The following is a 16,178-nucleotide window of genomic DNA, read 5'->3' on the forward strand; positions in this document are numbered from 1 at the left end:
ACAGGCACCACCGCGGTCCGCACCGCCACCGTTTGTCGACAAGACCGCCATCAACCGAGAGACCGACGACAGACCGACCAACGGCGCCGCCACCGCGGGGCGCCCGGACGAGGAAACTCCCCGTGATCAGATTCGACGGCGCCGGCAAGCGCCACCCCGACGGCACCATCGCCGTCGAGGGCCTCGACCTGGACGTGCCGACCGGACGGATAACCGTCCTGGTCGGACCGTCCGGGTGCGGCAAGACCACCCTCCTGCGCATGGTCAACCGGATGGTCGAGCCCACCTCGGGCCGGGTGCTGCTGGACGGCGCGGACGTCGCCGGGCTGGAACCCGCCAAGCTGCGCCGCGGCATCGGCTACGTGATCCAGCAGGCCGGGCTCTTCCCGCACCGCAAGGTGATCGACAACGTCGCCACCGTGCCCTACCTCCTCGGCTGGGACCGCAAGAAGGCCCGCGCCCGGGCCGCCGAACTGCTCGACCTCGTCGGGCTCGCGCCCGAGACCGCCAAGCGCTACCCGTTCCAGCTCTCCGGCGGCCAGCAGCAGCGCGTCGGCGTGGCCCGCGCCCTGGCCGCCGACCCGCCCGTGCTGCTGATGGACGAGCCGTTCAGCGCCGTCGACCCGGTGGTGCGCGCCGGGCTCCAGGAGGAACTGCTGCGCCTCCAGTCCGAACTGCACAAGACGGTGCTGTTCGTCACCCACGACATCGAGGAGGCCGTCCGGCTCGGCGACCAGGTCGTCGTGCTGCGCGGCCAGGGCCGGATCGCCCAGCTGGCCGACCCGCACACCCTGCTCACCGCGCCCGCCGACGACGACGTCGCCGCCTTCCTGGGCCGGGATCGCGGCCTGCGCGGCCTCGGCCTGCGCCCGGCGAGCACCGTCGCCACCCGCCCACTGGCCGGCGGACTGCGCTTCGACGGCTGGGAGCTGGCACTGGACGACGAGCGCCGCCCGATCGGCTGGATCGACCGCGACGCCCCCACCGCCGAACTGCGCCCGGCCCCCGGCTACCGGCCGGACACCGACACGCTGCGCACCGCGCTCGACGCCGCCGTCCTCTCCCCCGCCGGGGTCGCCGTGGCCCTCGACTCCGACGGCCGGGCCACCGGCACGGCGGACCGCGAGGCCGTCCTCCGCGCCCTGACGGCGCCGGGCGACACGACCGCCACCGCCCCGAGCGACACCGGGACACTCGTGAAGGACGAGGCGAAGGGCGAGGCGAAGGGCGAGGAGAGGGACGGGGAGAAGGCCGAGGCGAAGAGCGCGGCGGACGGCAAGGGCGGGGCCACCGGTGGACGATGAACCGATCGTCCGCTGGTACTGGATCGGCGACCACCTCGGCTACCTCGGCAACCTGCTCGCCGACCACGCCGTGATCGCCCTGGTCCCGGTGCTCATCGGCCTGCTGATCGCCGTCCCGCTGGGCCTGGCCTGCGCCCGCTTCCCCCGCGCGTACCAGCCGCTCGCCGCCGTCTTCAACATCGTCTACGCGCTGCCCGCCGTGGCCGTCTTCATGCTGCTCATCCCGTACACCGGCCTCGCCACCCAGGCCACCGTCATGATCCCGCTCACCTTCTACGCGCTCGCCGTGCTCCTGCCCACCACCGTGGACGGGCTGCGCGCCGTGCCGGACGCCGTCCGGCAGGCCGCGACCGCCATGGGCTACGGGCCGTGGCACCGGCTGACCGCCGTCGAACTGCCCGCCGCCGTGCCGTACCTGATCGCCGGACTGCGGGTCGCCGCGGTGTCCAGCATCTCGCTGGCGAGCGTCGGCGCGCTGGTCGGGCGCGGCGGGCTCGGCTACCTGTTCATGGACGGGTTCCAGCGCACCTTCCCGACCCCGATCGTGGCCGGCATCGCGCTGATCGCGGCACTCGCGCTGACCGTCGACCTGGTGCTGGTGGGGGCGCGGCGGCTGCTCGCGCCCTGGGCCGTCCGCGAGAAGGGAGCAGGCCGGTGAACTGGCTCTCGTGGCTGAGCGACTTCTTCTCCGACCCGGATCACCGCAGCGGTCCGGACTCGATCGCGCACCGGATCGCCGAGCACCTGGCGTTCTCCGGTGAGGCGCTGCTGTTCGCCGCGCTCGTCGCCGTCCCGCTCGGGCTGCTGATCGGCTACACCGGACGCGGCGTCACCGCCGTCACGGCGCTGGCCGGGTTCGCCCGCGCGCTGCCCACCCTGGGGCTGGTCACGCTCGCGGTGCTGCTCGCCGGGGTCGGCGACACGGCGGTGCTCGTCCCGCTGGTCGCGCTCGCGGCCCCGCCGCTGCTGGTCGCGGCCGTCGAGGGAGTGCGCGGCACCGACCCGGACGTGCGCGACGCGGCGCGCGGCATCGGGCTGACCCACCCGCAGGTGCTGTGGCAGGTGTGCCTGCCGTCCGCGGCGCCGACGCTGCTGGCGGGCTTCCGCACGGCGGCCGTCCAGGTCATCGCGACCGCGACGGTGGCCGCGTACGTCGGGCTCGGCGGCCTCGGCCGGTACGTGTTCGACGGGCTGGCCACCCGCAAGTACGCGGTGACGGCCGGCGGCGCGGTGCTCGTGGTGCTGCTCGCGGTCGCCGCCCAGCTGCTCTTCGTCCTGCTCGCCCGGTACGCGCTGCCGCGCGGGGTGCGCGCCCAGCGCCGGGCCGCCGACCGGACCCGCTGACTTCGGCCAGTCGGCATTGGCCTGCCGACTCGCGCCCGTCGGCTCCGGCCCGTCGGCTTTGTCCCGTCGCCTTGGGCCCGTTGATGCGGGTCCGCGGCCGGATCCCCTGAACCTCTGTCTCCATCGTCTCGGAAGGACACCTGTCACCATGTCGACAATTCGCAGAACCAGGCGCGCCGCCGTCCTCGGCACCCTCGCTGCCCTCGCCCTCGGCGCCACCGCCTGCGGCTCCTCCGGTGGGAACCCGCTCGACAGCGGCTCGTCCTCGGCGGCGGCCGGCGGCGGCGCGAGCACGGCCGCCGGGAGCGGGGGTGCGAGCGGCGGCGCCGGCGACGGCGGGACCGTCGTGGTCGGCTCCGCGAACTTCCCCGAGAACGTGCTGCTCGGCTCGATCTACTCGCAGGCGCTCAAGGCCAAGGGCGTCAAGGTCGAGGAGAAGTTCAACATCGGCAGCCGGGAGGTGCTCTACGGGCAGCTGCAGAGCGGCAACCTCACCGTCCTGCCCGAGTACAACGGCGCCCTGCTCGCCTACCTGGACGCCAAGTCCACCGCCACCGCCAAGGACGACGTCAACGCGGCGCTGGCCAAGACCCTGCCGGCCTCGCTCGGGATCCTGGACTCCTCCCCCGCCGAGGACAAGGACTCCCTCAGCGTCACTCAGGAGACCGCCGACAAGTACGGGCTCAAGACCGTCGCCGACCTGGCCGCCAAGGCGGGCGAGTTCACGATCGGCGGGCCGCCGGAATTCAAGTCCCGCCGCGAGCAGCAGTTCAAGGACGTCTACGGACTGACCTTCAAGGAGTGGAAGCCCACCGGCGACACGACGGCCAACGCGCTCAAGGACGGCGCCATCCAGGTCGGCAACGTGTTCACCACCGACCCGAAGATCGTCCAGTTCAAGCTCGTCCCGCTGGCCGACCCGAAGGGCGTCTTCGGCGCGCAGAACGTCACCCCGCTGGTCAACAAGGCCGGGGTGGGGCCGACGGCGACGGCCGCACTCAACGCGGTGTCGGCCAAGCTCGACACGACCGGGCTGACGGCGCTGATGAAGCGCGTGTCGGTCGACAAGGAGGACCCGTCGGCGGTGGCCAAGGACTGGCTGAAGGCCAACGGGCTGGGCTGACGGATTGCGGGCGACCGCCGGCAGATGACGGGTAACAGGTAACAGCTGACAGATAACAGATTTCAACATCTGTTATCTGTCAGCTGTTCGCCGCCCACCGTTACCCCCGCCTGAGGGCCTTCCCTCCCGCGCCGCGAACATGACAGTGTGACGCCATGCGCACTCGTCTCCTCGCCGCCACCCTCACGGCTTTCGCCGCGGTGAGCCTCGCCGCGTGTTCCAGCTCCGGCTCGACTTCCGCCTCGGGCTCCGGAGCGGGCACCGGCACCTCAACGTCCGCGGCTGCCTCCCCCGCTTCGGCCGCCGCCTCCGCCTCCGCCACCGCGACCCCCGCCCCCGGAGCCACCCCGCCCGCGGACGCCTCGACGGGCTCCGCCGCCGGGGACGCGTCCGGAGGTTCGGGCGCGACCGGCGGTTCGGGTACCGCGGGCGGGTCGGCGCCGGCCAAGCCCGCGCCGCCCACCGACGCCGGAATGCCCGCCAAACCGGGCACCGACGTCACCGCCAAGCTGGTCGCCGCACTGGACGCGATCGACCCGGCGATCGTCGGCGGGAAGCCCGACCAGGCCATCGACCGGGCCCGCAGCCAGTGCCAGTCGATGTACCAGTTCCCCAAGGACAAGGCGAAGCTGGTCGAACTGGCCGACCAGCGCTTCACCACCCCCGACCACCCGCAGGGCTTCGGGCCGGACAAGGCCGCGAAGATCAACGAGGCGCTGCGCACGACCCTCTGCCCGCCGCCGGCCTGACCCGGCGCGGCGCCCCCGCGCGCCCGGTGTCCTGAGCACCGGGCCGCCGCGGCCGCGCGTCGTCAGCAGACGCGCGGCCGTGGCACCTCGGACACCCCCACCCAAGTGCCCTACCGGAAGCGGGAGCTGGGCACCGGACCACTCGTGCGGCAGCGGTCGCGCGGGCCGTCCAGCCAGCGTTCGCGCACCGCGCGGGCGAAGGCCGCCAACGCCTCGTCCGGGTCGGACGGGGTCTCGCCGTCGCCGCCGTCCGGGGCCGGGTCGGCGGCCAGGATCTCGGCCGTCAGCTCCTCGGCCGGGCGCTCGTCCGGCTCGTTGCCGAGCATCCGCCACGGCGGGGCGACGGTCTGGCCGAGCAGGCCGCTCACGTCCGCGGTGACCGGCGGCGTGTCGGTCCAGCAGGTCGCGTGCTCGTACAGCACCTCGCCCGCGGAGCGCGTGCGCAGCGCCGTCAGCGTTTCCGGGCCGATGCCCTCGACGTCGCTCAGGTCGTAGGCCACGACCACGGTGTCCCCGGTGCCCGGCTGGTACGGCCGGGCGGGCAGGCCGAGCAGCTCGGCGGCGGCGAGGCCGAGGGCCCGATCGGCCCGGCCCGGCAGCAGCGAGACCGACTGCGGGCGCACACCGGCGGCGTCCAGGATCAGGCGAAGCCGCTCCAGCCCGTGCCGGCACAGGCCGTAGGAGTCCTGGAGGAAGGCGTAGCGGCCGGTCATTCCCGCCGTGAACCCGTACGGGGAGAGGGTGGCGAGCAGGCCTCCGGTGAGGGCGAAGTGCCAGCCGCGCAGGTCCTGACGGTTCAACGGGTCCGTGGTGGACGCGGCGGCCTCGACGGTGTCGGCCCGGCCGAGGGCGCGGCGCACGCGGTCGGCGGCGGGGCGCCACTGGTCGTCGGGGGCGGAGAGCCGGTCGAGGGTGGTGCGGGCGGTGGTCCGGTCGCCGGCCATCAGGGCGTTGTAGGCGAGGAGGTAGCGCTCGGGCCAGTCCCGGAGGACGGACTCGTGGGCTTGCAGGGCGGTGACGGCCTCGGCGTGCCGTTCCTCGTCCTCCAGGGCGGAGACGAGTTCGGCGAGGATCGGCAGGCGGTTGTCGGGGCCGGGCTTGCTGCGGCCGAAGAGGCCGCGCTTGGTCTTCTCGCCCTCGCGGACCTCGGCGGTGGCGATGCGCAGGGCCTCGGCGAGCGCGGGTGCGGCGAGGAAGGCGGCGCCGCGTTCGACGCAGGCGTACCCGTACTTGTAGAGGGCGACGGCATCGGGGGTACCGGCCCCGGTGGCGCTCCCGGCGGTTGCCCCGCTCGCGGTGGCGAGGCGGGCGGCGGCCTCGGCCAGGTCGTCGAAGCCGCTGCCGGCGGCCAGCCGTTGGACCAGCGGGGCGACCTGGGCGGCGGGCACGTCCTCGGCGAGGGCGCGCAGTTCGCGCAGGACGGCCTGCGGGTCGCCGGCTTCCAGGTGGCGCCAGGCTTCGTCCAGCGAGGGGGTCGTCACAGGGCTGTTCCTCCGGGGTGGGTGTGGTGCCGTGTCGGGCGTCCTGTCGGACAAGGGTCCGATCCTCCCGGACGGGGTTCGGTGTCCACAATCCAATAACCGGCCCGGGGTCCGGCCGCCCGCCTTCGGCGGCTCCCGACGCGGCCGGGGCCGTGCGGCGACGAACCGCAAGGCACCTTGACAGAGAAGTGGTCTAGTCCAACCATAAGCATGTCGATCCGACCGGGATGCACTGTGGGGGTGTGACCACCGGCGGCCGAGGCACCGCCCTGCCCTGTTCCGCTCCACCCCCGAACCCGCCCGGCGCGCGCGTCCGCACCACCCGCACCGCCGTTCGCCGCCGCGCGAGTCCGTGGACACCGCCTGCCCCGAGCACGCCGCCCGCTCCCCGCCGCGCGACCCGTACGTCCCTGCGCCGCCCCAACGTCCTGCCCCACCATGTCTGTTGGAGAATCGATGCGTCTACGCAGAACCATCCAGGCGGCCCTGACGGCCTGTGCCACGCTGGCCGCCTCGGCCGGCCTCGTCGCCGCCGGGACGGGCTCCGCCCAGGCCGCGACCCCGCTCCCCAGCCGGGTCTTCGCCCCCTACTTCGAGTCCTGGACCGGCCAGAGCCCCGCCACGCTGGCCGCGCAGTCCGGCGCCAAGTACCTGACGATGGCCTTCCTCCAGGCCTCCGCGAAGGGCTCGTGCACCCCGTACTGGAACGGCGACACCTCGAAGCCCGTCTCCTCCTCGACCTTCGGCGCCGACATCGCCACCATCCGCGCCAACGGCGGAGACGTGATCCCGTCCTTCGGCGGCTACACGGCCGACCACAACGGCACCGAGATCGCGGACAGTTGCACCGACGTCAACCAGATCGCGGCCGCCTACGAGAGCCTCGTCACGACGTACGACATCAGCCGGATCGACCTCGACATCGAGGACAACTCGCTCACCGACTCGGCGGGCATCGACCGCCGCAACAAGGCGATCAAGCTGGTGCAGGACTGGGCCGCGGCCAACGGCCGTTCCGTCCAGTTCTCGTACACGCTGCCGACCACCACGAGCGGACTGGCCGACAACGGACTCTCCGTGCTGCGGAACGCGATCGGCAACAACGCGCGGATCGACGTCGTCAACATGATGACCTTCGACTACTACGACGGCGCCACCCACGACATGGCCGCCGACACCCAGACCTCCGCCCAGGACCTGTACAACCAGCTGGCCACGCTCTACCCCGGCAAGTCCCCGGCGCAGCTGTGGGGTTCGATCGGGATCACCGAGATGGTCGGCATCGACGACTACGGCGCGGCCGAGACGTTCACCGTGGCCAACGCGACGACCGTGTACAACTGGGCGGTGTCGAAGGGCATCAACACGCTGTCCTTCTGGGCGCTCCAGCGCGACAACGGGGGCTGCCCGGGCACGGCCGGGAACGACTCGTGCTCCGGGATCGCCCAGAACGCCTGGGACTTCACGCACATCTTCGCGCCGTTCACGAGCGGCACGCCGACAACGAACGACTTCTCGGTGGCCGTCAACCCGAACTCCGGTACGGTGGCCGCTGGTTCTTCCACGTCGGCCTCGATCGCGACGGCCGTGACGTCGGGCTCGGCGCAGAGCGTCAGCCTCTCGGTGAGCGGCGCCCCGGCGGGCGTCACCGCCACTGTCACCCCCGGCAGCGTCACCGCCGGCACCGGCGCCACGCTCAGCGTCACGACGACGGCGGCGGCCGCGGCCGGCACGTACCCGCTGACGGTGAAGGCGAGCGCTCCGTCCGGTACGCACACCGCCACCTACACGCTGACCGTCACCGGCAGCACTCCGCCTCCCGGTGGTCTGGCCAACGGCGGCCTGGAGAGCGGCAGCCTCGCCCCGTGGACCTGCCAGGGCGGGGGCGCCGTGGTGAGCACGCCGGTCCACTCCGGCTCGTACGCGCTGCAGGCCGCGCCGACCGAGAGCCAGACCGGTGAGTGCACGCAGACCGTCACCCTGAAGCCCAACACCAGCTACACGCTGAGCGGCTGGGTGCAGGGCAACTACGCCTACCTCGGCGTCAGTGGCGGGGCGAACGCCAGCACCTGGACCAACTCCGCCGGCTGGACGAAGCTGAGCGTCCCGTTCACCACCGGCGGCACCGGCACCGTGACGGTCTACCTGCACGGGTGGTACGGGCAGGGAAACGTGTACGGCGACGACTTCGCGATTGGCTGAAGGGGCCGACTGACGGATAGCGGGTAACGGGTAACCGGTAACGGATAACAGCTGACAGATAACAGATTTCAACATCTGTTATCTGTCAGCTGTTCGTCGTCCGCCGTCCCCCGTCAGCCGCCGACCGCCGGCCGCCCCTCAGCCCGCCTGGCTCCCCGTACGCCCCGGGACCTCGGCCCGCGCCTGCCACGGCCGACACAGCGCCACGTACGCCGCGCTCGCCAGCACCGCGCTCGACAGCACGACCACCGCCAGCAGCACCGCCGACGGCCGCCCGCCCAGGCTGCTCAGCGGTGCGACCAGCGCCCCGCACAGGAAGTTGCCGGTCCCCAGCAGCGCCGAAGCCGTCCCCGCCGCCTGCGGCTCGACCAGACCGAGCGCCTGCGCCGCCGAGTTCGGCAGGATCATCCCCATGCTGCCCATCATCACGAACAGCGCCGGGCAGACCCCGAGCAGCCCGAAGTCCCACACGGTCGTCACCAACACCAGCGCCACGCCCGCGACCACCGCCAGGCCCAGCCCGGCCAGCATCAGCGCGCCCGCCGTGAAGCGCCGCGCCAGCACCCGCCCGTTGATCTGCGTCATCCCGACGATGGCCACCGAGTTCAGCCCGAACAGCAGGCTGTAGGTCTGCGGCGACACGTGGTAGACGTGCTGCAGCACCGTCGACGACCCGCTGATGTACCCGAACAGCGCCCCGAACCCGAACGTGCCCGTGAGCATCAGCCCGAGGAACGGCAGGTCGCGCAGCAGCCCGCCCATCGTCCGCAGGGTGGACCCGAACCCTCCGCCGTGCCGCGCCTGGGCGGGCAGCGTCTCGCGCAGCGCGCCGAACGCCACCAGCGCGAGAAGCAGCCCGAGCGCCGTCAGCGCCCCGAAGGTGCCGCGCCACGACGTCACCCGGAGCAGCTGCGCGCCGACGATCGGCGCGAGGATCGGCGCCAGCCCCGATATCAGGGTGATCGAGGCGAGGAACCGGAGCATCGCCACGCCCTGGAAGCGGTCCCGGGCGACGGCCCGTCCGATGACCAGTCCGGCGGCCCCGGCCGCGCCCTGGACGAACCGGGCGGCGATCAGCAGCGGCAGGTTGGGCGCGATCACGCACACCGTGCTGGCCAGGGTGTAGAGGACGAGCCCGGCGAGCAGCGGCGGGCGGCGTCCGAAGCGGTCGCTGAGCGGCCCGAACAGCAGCTGTCCAGCCGCCACCCCGAACATCGAGAACGTGAGGGTGAGCTGCACCGCGGCCGGATCGGCGGCGAGGTCGTCGGCGATCGCGGGCAGGCCCGGCAAGTAGAGGTCGGTGGTCAGCGGGCCGAGCGCGACCAGGCCGCCGAGCACGGCTACGGTGCCCCTGCCGGGCCCCGCCGGGGCCGCCGCTGCGGCCGCTGCGGCTGGAGTGGCTGGAGTGGCTGGAGTGGCCGCATCTGCTGGAGCCCCGGCTGGGGCCGACGACAGGTCGGTGGTGGGGCCGGCGGCAGGGCCGGGCGTCTCGTCGGACGGGCCGGCGCTAGGGCCGGGGCCGGGGCCAGGCATGGGGCTCCCTTGCTGGACGGGCGGGACGGGGCGGGACGGGTTTGTCCACGCTCCGTCCTATCGCAGCCCGGCCCCGCTCCGACAGCGGGGGCACCGGACCGTTCACCCGTCCGCCCCGGGGCCCGTGCCTCAGCGCTTCTCGGGACGCTCCGCCCGCATGGCCGCCTGGACGGCGGCGCCGTCCTGCCAGGCGTAGAGCTGGTTGCCGGAGAGCATCACGTTGTAGTGCCCGCAGGTGCCGGTGGCCTTGCCCGCGACGCCGTCGGGGAACCAGCCCGCCTTGAGCGACACCGGCACCGGGTGCGCTCCCTTGCCGGTCAGCCCGGTGGTGCAGCCGACGGGCAGCCGCCCCTCGGGGAGGGTGGCGCGCAGCAGGCGGTCGTCGCCGGTGGTCGACATCAGGTAGCGGACGGCGGAGGCGTTGTCGGGCAGCCAGCCGGGCATCGAGTGGCGGTCGGCCTTGGCCTCGCTGCCGGTGGCGTACGAGACCTGCTCCTGGTGGCGGCCGTCGTACCACTCGGACACGCGTGGGCCGATGACGACGGCGGCCACGGCGACGGCCATGCCCGTCCCGGCGACTCCGAGCGCGACCTTGCTCACGATGCCCTTCATGTCCGCCTGCCCTCTCCCTGTCCGGTTTCCGTGTCCGCTGTCGGTGCGGGTGTCGAGTGTTCCGTTCGGCCCGCGGTGTTCCCCCGGCCGGTGTAACCATCCTGGCCCGCGCCGGACGGCCGGGGCGTCACCACGAGGTCGCGATCACGCCTCCATCCCACGGGGTAGCCTCTCCACCTTCAGACGTACGTGCCGCCACCCGCGGTTTCGGGTGGCGGGCGCCGCGCCGGCGGTGTGCGCCGGAGCGGTGCCGGGGTCCCGATAGAGCGTCACTCAAGTCCGGCCCGTGCGCAGCCCGGTGTGCTGCACCCGGGGCACCGGCCCCGTACCGTACACCCGTCAGACGGCGGCGGGCACCGGCCGGGAGACGGGGAACGGGCGGCCGTCGAGGGTCCAGTGCGGGTCGATCGGGCGCAGCAGGGAGGCGTACACCTGGGCGGCGACGTCGGGGTGGCGGATCTCCCCGGTGGGCGGGCCGGCGGGGATGCCGTGGCCGGCGCAGGCGACCCAGGCGGTGCGCTCCTCGGTGGTGCGGCCGCCGTGGCCGCCGGCGTCGACGTGGCCGTGGTCGGTGACGACGATGACGGTCCACTGTTCGTCGGCGTGGGTGGCGCGGCCGCGGACGGCGTCGAGGAGGCGGCCGAGGCGTTCGTCGGCGTTGCGCATGGCGGCGCGGTACTCGTCGCCGCAGCCGAGGAAGTGGGCGGTCTCGTCGACGGCGCCGAGGTAGACGAAGGAGGCTTCGGGGTCGGCGGTGGCGAGGACGTGGACGGCCTCGCGGGTGACCTCCTCGTCGACGGTCTCCCAGGCTTCGGGGGTGTCCTCGGCGGGGGCGATGTAGGAGAGGCGGCCGGGGGCGCGGAAGAGGGGGCCGCCGGACTCGTTGATCATCAGCGGGTCCCAGCCGGCGGCGACGAAGGTGCGTCGGCGGTCGCCGCGGTTGAGGCGGGTGGCGAAGTCGGGGAAGACGTCGAGGCGGTTGCCGGCGAGGTGGTTGCCCCAGACGCCGTGCTTGGCGGGCTCGACGCCGGTGACGATGGTGGCCCAGCAGGGCCCGGACATGGTGGGGGTGGTGTCCGCGACGGTGACGGGCACGAGGAACCCGGCGTCGGCGACCTCCGTGAGCCGCGGCATCGGCACGTGCTCCAGGTAGTCGTACCGGACGCCGTCGATGCCGACGACGAGCACGCGGGGGCGGGGCCACGGGGCAGCGGTCATGGGGGTTCCTTTCGGTCGTGCGCATCCGGCGCGTGCCCGCCGAGGGCGCCGCCGACCGCGCCATGGTTCACCGCTCGCCGTACCGGTTGGTGTCCGGTCACCGAACGGGCAGTGTCCGTGGGGTGTCGGGCGATTGTCCTTGCACCCCGCCGGTCGGCGGGGGCCTGAGGTCGGGGGACGGGCGGCGGCGGGCGGCGGGCGGGCGACGGGCGGGCGACGGCGGGCGGCGGGCGTCAGGCCTGCGGCCGGAACTCGTGGACGACCTCGATCCGGCCGACGATGTGCCGGTTGAACTCGGCCAACTCCTCCGCCGGCACCCAGAGTTCGAGGATGGTCCGGCCACCCGCCCGCTGGACGGGGTAGCGGGCGAGGAACTCCGTCTCGACCTCGAAGCGGGTGACGTAGCCGACGCCGGAGGCCGGGACGTTCCAGTCGCGGGCGATCCGGACCGCGTAGTCCTCGTTCAGGACGGGGTAGAAGATCGGCTGCTCGGGCAGGCGGGGCGGCCAGGCGCGCCAGTCGGCGGCCTCGACCAGGGCCAGTTCCTCGGGGCCGGTCGGGCGCCAGAGGGTCGTGGTGGCGGTCCGGGCGCTCTGTGCGGTCGGGGCGCTCGCCGTGGTCGCGGCGCTCTGCGTGGTCTGGCCGTTCATGGCAGGGGACGGTAGCCGAGCCCGCCCGGGCCCGGCCACCGCGTTTCTCCCGCCCGCCACCGGCTCACCGGGCGTCAGCGGTAGGCGGACTCCCCGGTGATGGCCTCGCCGAGCACGAGCGTGTGGATCTCGCTGGTGCCCTCGTAAGTGAGCACCGACTCCAGGTTGTTGGCATGCCGCAGCACCGGGTACTCGGTGGTGATGCCGTTGGCACCGAGGACGGTCCGCGCGCTGCGCGCGATCTCCAGCGCGGTGCGGACGTTGTTGAGCTTCCCGAAGCTGATGTGCGCCGGACGGGCGGCGCCCTCGTCCTTGAGCCGGCCGATCCGCAGCGCGACCAGGTACGACTTCTCCACCTCCAGCATCATCTCGACCAGCTTCTGCTGGGTCAGCTGGAAGCCGGCGATGGGGCGCTCGAACTGGATGCGGGTCTTCGCGTAGTCCAGGGCCGCGGTGTAGCAGTCGCGGGCGGCGCCGACGGTGCCCCAGAGGATGCCGTAGCGGGCCTCGTTGAGGGACGACAGCGGGCCGCGCAGGCCGACGACCCCGGGCAGCACGGCGTCGGCCGGCAGCACGATGTCGTCGAAGGCCAGCTCGCTGGTGACGGAGGCGCGCAGGGACAGCTTGCCGTGCACGTCGGTGGCGGTCAGGCCGCGGGTGCCGTGCTCCACGAGGAAGCCGCGCACGCCCTCCTCGGTCTGCGCCCACACGACGGCGACGTCCGCGATGCTGCCGTTGGTGATCCACATCTTGCTGCCGGACAGCACCCAGTCACCGCCCTCGCCGCCCTTGCGCACCGCCCGGGTGCGCATGTTGGCCGGGTCGGAGCCGAAGTCCGGCTCGGTGAGGGCGAAGCAGCCGATCAGCTCACCGGCCGCCATGCCGGGCAGCCAGCGCTGCTTCTGCTCCTCCGAGCCGAAGGCATGGATCGCGCGCATGGCGAGCGAGCCCTGCACGGAGACGAAGCTGCGCAGCCCGGAGTCGGCGGCCTCCAGCTCCATGCACGCGACGCCGTAGGCGACCGCGCTCGAACCCGTGCAGCCGTACCCGTCGAGGTGCATGCCGAGCACACCGAGCGCGCCGAGCTCGGGGGCCAGTTCGCGGGCCGGGAACACCCCGCGCTCGAACCAGTCGCCGATGTGCGGGCGGATCCGCTCGTCGGCGAACTTCCGGACGGTGTCGCGGATGAGCCGCTCCTCGTCGGTGAGGAGATCGCCGACGGCGAGCAGGTCGGCCGGGTCGATCCGGGTCGGCTTCGTCATCGAAGCTCCTTGGGGTCTCGGGGTCTCGGTAGTCTCGGCGGGATGACGGGATACCGGGGAGTATTCCGCACCCGGCGGGGCGGCGGGCGGGCGCGAGCGAGTGAGGAAAGCGACATGTCCGGTGGCGGGTACGTGGTCGGCGAGGTGACCGCGGAGGAGCTGCGCGGCGCGGCGGACGAGATGGCGGGACTGCTGGTGGAGACCGTCCACGGTGGCGCGTCGGTCGGGTTCCTGGCACCACTGGAGGCCGCTGAGGCCGCGCGGTGGTGGCGGGCGCTCGTGCCGGACGTGACGGACGGGCGACTGGTGGTGTGGGCGGCGCGGGCGGAGGCCGACGGGCGGCTCGCCGGGACGGTGCAGCTACGGCCGGCGACGACCGCGAACGGGCGGCACCGGGGCGAGGTCGCGAAGCTGATGGTGCACCCGGCGGACCGCGGGCACCGGCTGGCCGGGCGGCTGCTGGCCGCGCTGGAGGAGCGGGCGGCGGAGCTGGGTCTGCGACTGCTGGTGCTCGACACCGAGACGGGCAGCCCGGCCGAGCGGATGTACGAGGCGGCGGGCTGGAACCGGGTCGGCGAGGTGCCGGACTACGCCACCGACCCGGCGGGCGCGCCGTGCTCGACGACGGTGTTCTTCAAGGCGGTGGGGGCGGGCGGGAGGTGACGGGTGGGGGCGAACAGATAACAGATGACAGATGACAGATTTCGAAATCTGTCATCTGTTATCTGTTCGCTGTGATCTGTTCGCCGCCACTCGTCACCTATCGACGGTCAGCCCACCCCGCACAGCCGCAGCACCGCGGTCGTCGCCGCGCCCGCCACGACGACGGCCGGGAACGGCGCACGACGCAGGGCGAGGACACCTGCGACCATGACGCCCGCCGGCCGGGCCCACCCCGCGAAGCCATGGCCCTGAGTGAGCGCGCCCGTGGCGACCAGGGCAACCAGCAGGACGGACGCGGCCACGGCCAGCAAGTGCCGGAGTCGCTCGGACAGTTCGATCCGGTGCCCGAGCAGCGGCCCGGCAAGACGGTAGGCGTACGTACCGGCGGCCAGCAGCAGCACGGCATACAGCGGCATCAACGGACTTCCTCCTTAACGGCGTTGGACCGGTTCTCCACGGCGACCACACCCTCGACCCCTGCCGCCCGAGACTCCCCCGCCGCCGAGGGCTTCCCCGTGAACAGCAGCCCGACGAGCGACAGCAGCACCGGCAGCCCGGCCGGCAGGTAGGGCGTCGCCACCACAGCGACCACCGCTCCCGCCACCGCGGCCGCGCGCGTCCGACGGTCGTCGAGCGTGGGCAGCACGAGGGCGAGCAGCACCGCCGGGAAGGCGGCGTCGAGGCCGAGCGCGTCCGTGTCGCCGATCAGCCCGCCCGCGGCCGCGCCGAGCACGACGGAGACGTTCCACACCACGAACAGCGCGACCCCGCACAGCCAGAACGCGGCCCGCCGGCGCCGCCCGTCCGACTGCCGCAGGACGAACGCGGCACTCTCGTCCGTGATGAGCTGGGCACCGAACAGCCGCCGCCACCACGGGCCTTCGAGCACGTCGGCGACGGTGAAGCCGAACGGCAGCAGGCGGGCGTTGAGCACCAGCCCGGTGGCGACGGCCGCGAGCGCACCGCCGCCGGACAGCACCACACCCACGGCGGCGAACTGGGACCCGCCCGCGAAGACGAGGAGGGACATGGCGACCGGCACCCAGAGCGGCAGGCCGCCGGAGACGCTGATCGCACCGAAGGAGGCGCCGACGAGGGCGTCGGCCAGGCAGACCAGAGCGATGTCACGGACGGTGGCAGACTCCAGTGTTCGAAAGAGCGAACGCATGTCCATTAGAATGAACCCGAGGCCAGCCGTTCGTCAAGGCGAACCCTTGGACCGCCACACCGAACGCCAGGTCCTGGGAGCCGGGAAACCAGGAAGCTCGGGAGCCCAGGAGCCAGGGAGCCAGGGAGCCGGACATGGGAGCATGGCGCGGCCGACAAGGCAGACGGGACCGCAGGAGGCGCGAGGAAGCGTGAGTGGACAGCATGAGTGACCCGACCCCCAACCCCGCCCCTTCCGCCGGATCCGGTACGCCCCCCGGCGCGGGCTCCCCCCTGGGCTCCGGCACGGAGCTGATCGGCCTGATCGCCGCGTCGATCCGGCGCGAGCGCGAGCGCAGCGGCCTGTCGATGGCCGAGCTGGCCCGACGGGCGGGCATCGCCAAGTCCACGCTCTCGCAGCTGGAATCGGGGTCGGGCAACCCGAGCGTGGAGACCCTGTGGGCGCTCGGCGTGGCACTGAACGTCCCGTTCAGCCGGCTCGTCGATCCGCCGCGACCGGCGGTGCGGGTGATCCGGGCGGGCGAGGGCCCCGTCACGCACTCGGAGCGGGCCGACTACGCGGCCACCGTGCTGTCGTCCTGCCCGCCGAACGCCCGGCGCGACATCTACCGCATCGAGGCGCAGCCGGGCGAGACCCGGGCCTCCGACCCGCACATGCCCGGCACGGTCGAGCACGTGATGCTGGGAGCGGGCCGGGCGCTGGCCGGGCCGACGGAGGCCCCGGTGGAGCTGGGCCCGGGCGACTACGTGAGCTACCCGGGCGATGCCCCGCACGTGTTCCGCGCGCTCGCCCCGGACACCCTGGCGGTGATCGTCATGGAACACATCTGACGCACCCGACGGATCGTCGATGGCCGACCGTTCGGAGTC

At 73.4% G+C, this 16,178-nt stretch carries 16 protein-coding genes; 8 read left to right on the plus strand and 8 right to left on the minus strand.

The window, feature by feature from the left end:
* The first annotated feature begins 122 nt into the window (after positions 1-122).
* The 5 genes from ACFXDE_RS02300 to ACFXDE_RS02320 all read left to right on the plus strand — a co-directional run bounded on the left by ACFXDE_RS02300 (position 123) and on the right by ACFXDE_RS02320 (position 4,520).
* Complete coding sequence (locus tag ACFXDE_RS02300) at positions 123-1,304, plus strand: ABC transporter ATP-binding protein (protein ID WP_380489960.1); 1,182 nt, start codon at positions 123-125, stop codon at positions 1,302-1,304.
* Complete coding sequence (locus ACFXDE_RS02305; RefSeq protein WP_380489963.1) at positions 1,294-1,962, plus strand: ABC transporter permease; 669 nt, start codon at positions 1,294-1,296, stop codon at positions 1,960-1,962. Before ACFXDE_RS02300 ends, ACFXDE_RS02305 begins: the two co-directional genes overlap by 11 nt.
* On the plus strand, positions 1,959-2,648 hold the full coding sequence (locus ACFXDE_RS02310; RefSeq protein WP_380445600.1) for an ABC transporter permease: 690 nt from the start codon (positions 1,959-1,961) through the stop codon (positions 2,646-2,648). Before ACFXDE_RS02305 ends, ACFXDE_RS02310 begins: the two co-directional genes overlap by 4 nt.
* Positions 2,649-2,796: 148 nt before the next feature.
* A complete protein-coding gene (locus ACFXDE_RS02315) occupies positions 2,797-3,771 on the plus strand; it encodes an ABC transporter substrate-binding protein (protein WP_380489966.1) in 975 nt (324 codons plus the stop codon).
* A 155-nt stretch (positions 3,772-3,926) separates the two neighbouring features.
* Positions 3,927-4,520, plus strand: a complete 594-nt coding sequence (locus ACFXDE_RS02320; protein WP_380489968.1) for a hypothetical protein — start codon at positions 3,927-3,929, stop codon at positions 4,518-4,520.
* A 110-nt stretch (positions 4,521-4,630) separates the two neighbouring features.
* Here ACFXDE_RS02320 and ACFXDE_RS02325 read toward each other — a convergent pair whose 3' ends face one another.
* Entirely contained in the window at positions 4,631-6,001 is a 1,371-nt protein-coding gene (locus tag ACFXDE_RS02325; RefSeq protein ID WP_380489971.1) for a hypothetical protein, read from the minus strand.
* 456 nt (positions 6,002-6,457) lie between these two features.
* On the opposite strand from ACFXDE_RS02325, the gene ACFXDE_RS02330 reads away from it, so the two are divergent.
* Entirely contained in the window at positions 6,458-8,203 is a 1,746-nt protein-coding gene (locus ACFXDE_RS02330) for a glycosyl hydrolase family 18 protein (RefSeq protein WP_380489973.1), read from the plus strand.
* A gap of 138 nt (positions 8,204-8,341) precedes the next feature.
* Here ACFXDE_RS02330 and ACFXDE_RS02335 read toward each other — a convergent pair whose 3' ends face one another.
* The 5 genes from ACFXDE_RS02335 to ACFXDE_RS02355 all read right to left on the minus strand — a co-directional run bounded on the left by ACFXDE_RS02335 (position 8,342) and on the right by ACFXDE_RS02355 (position 13,478).
* Positions 8,342-9,541, minus strand: a complete 1,200-nt coding sequence (locus tag ACFXDE_RS02335; RefSeq protein ID WP_380489976.1) for a multidrug effflux MFS transporter — start codon at positions 9,539-9,541, stop codon at positions 8,342-8,344.
* Between the two features lie 324 nt (positions 9,542-9,865).
* A complete protein-coding gene (locus tag ACFXDE_RS02340) occupies positions 9,866-10,348 on the minus strand; it encodes a hypothetical protein (RefSeq protein WP_380489979.1) in 483 nt (160 codons plus the stop codon).
* A gap of 339 nt (positions 10,349-10,687) precedes the next feature.
* Positions 10,688-11,566 carry an alkaline phosphatase family protein gene (locus ACFXDE_RS02345; RefSeq protein WP_380445587.1) on the minus strand — a complete coding sequence of 293 codons (879 nt, stop codon included), beginning with the start codon at positions 11,564-11,566 and terminating at the stop codon, positions 10,688-10,690.
* A gap of 233 nt (positions 11,567-11,799) precedes the next feature.
* The gene (locus tag ACFXDE_RS02350) at positions 11,800-12,216 is read right to left on the minus strand and encodes an ADP-ribosylation/crystallin J1 (protein WP_380489981.1); all 417 of its coding nucleotides are present in this window, start codon (positions 12,214-12,216) and stop codon (positions 11,800-11,802) included.
* Between the two features lie 74 nt (positions 12,217-12,290).
* Complete coding sequence (locus tag ACFXDE_RS02355; RefSeq protein ID WP_380489983.1) at positions 12,291-13,478, minus strand: acyl-CoA dehydrogenase family protein; 1,188 nt, start codon at positions 13,476-13,478, stop codon at positions 12,291-12,293.
* 114 nt (positions 13,479-13,592) lie between these two features.
* Between ACFXDE_RS02355 and ACFXDE_RS02360 the strand changes: the two genes are divergently transcribed.
* Complete coding sequence (locus tag ACFXDE_RS02360) at positions 13,593-14,141, plus strand: GNAT family N-acetyltransferase (protein ID WP_380489986.1); 549 nt, start codon at positions 13,593-13,595, stop codon at positions 14,139-14,141.
* A gap of 107 nt (positions 14,142-14,248) precedes the next feature.
* On the opposite strand, the gene ACFXDE_RS02365 is transcribed toward ACFXDE_RS02360, so the two are convergent.
* Positions 14,249-14,557: an AzlD domain-containing protein gene (locus tag ACFXDE_RS02365; protein WP_380489988.1), complete on the minus strand. Its 309-nt coding sequence runs from the start codon at positions 14,555-14,557 to the stop codon at positions 14,249-14,251.
* Positions 14,557-15,309 carry an AzlC family ABC transporter permease gene (locus ACFXDE_RS02370; RefSeq protein ID WP_380489991.1) on the minus strand — a complete coding sequence of 251 codons (753 nt, stop codon included), beginning with the start codon at positions 15,307-15,309 and terminating at the stop codon, positions 14,557-14,559. The genes ACFXDE_RS02365 and ACFXDE_RS02370 overlap by 1 nt, the downstream gene beginning before the upstream one ends.
* Before the next feature lie 203 nt (positions 15,310-15,512).
* On the opposite strand from ACFXDE_RS02370, the gene ACFXDE_RS02375 reads away from it, so the two are divergent.
* Positions 15,513-16,139, plus strand: a complete 627-nt coding sequence (locus ACFXDE_RS02375; protein WP_380490101.1) for a helix-turn-helix domain-containing protein — start codon at positions 15,513-15,515, stop codon at positions 16,137-16,139.
* Positions 16,140-16,178: the final 39 nt, after the last annotated feature.

This window comes from Kitasatospora sp. NPDC059408 (assembly GCF_042751525.1).
Classification (GTDB): domain Bacteria; phylum Actinomycetota; class Actinomycetes; order Streptomycetales; family Streptomycetaceae; genus Kitasatospora.

Coding starts and splice junctions, on each gene's coding strand:
- ACFXDE_RS02315 (WP_380489966.1), top strand. CDS start 2,797: ATGTCGACAATTCGCAGAACCAGGCGCGCCGCCGTCCTCGGCACCCTC.
- ACFXDE_RS02320 (WP_380489968.1), top strand. CDS start 3,927: ATGCGCACTCGTCTCCTCGCCGCCACCCTCACGGCTTTCGCCGCGGTG.
- ACFXDE_RS02330 (WP_380489973.1), top strand. CDS start 6,458: ATGCGTCTACGCAGAACCATCCAGGCGGCCCTGACGGCCTGTGCCACG.
- ACFXDE_RS02340 (WP_380489979.1), bottom strand. CDS start 10,348: ATGAAGGGCATCGTGAGCAAGGTCGCGCTCGGAGTCGCCGGGACGGGC.
- ACFXDE_RS02345 (WP_380445587.1), bottom strand. CDS start 11,566: ATGACCGCTGCCCCGTGGCCCCGCCCCCGCGTGCTCGTCGTCGGCATC.
- ACFXDE_RS02350 (WP_380489981.1), bottom strand. CDS start 12,216: ATGAACGGCCAGACCACGCAGAGCGCCGCGACCACGGCGAGCGCCCCG.
- ACFXDE_RS02355 (WP_380489983.1), bottom strand. CDS start 13,478: ATGACGAAGCCGACCCGGATCGACCCGGCCGACCTGCTCGCCGTCGGC.
- ACFXDE_RS02360 (WP_380489986.1), top strand. CDS start 13,593: ATGTCCGGTGGCGGGTACGTGGTCGGCGAGGTGACCGCGGAGGAGCTG.
- ACFXDE_RS02365 (WP_380489988.1), bottom strand. CDS start 14,557: ATGCCGCTGTATGCCGTGCTGCTGCTGGCCGCCGGTACGTACGCCTAC.
- ACFXDE_RS02370 (WP_380489991.1), bottom strand. CDS start 15,309: ATGCGTTCGCTCTTTCGAACACTGGAGTCTGCCACCGTCCGTGACATC.
- ACFXDE_RS02375 (WP_380490101.1), top strand. CDS start 15,513: ATGAGTGACCCGACCCCCAACCCCGCCCCTTCCGCCGGATCCGGTACG.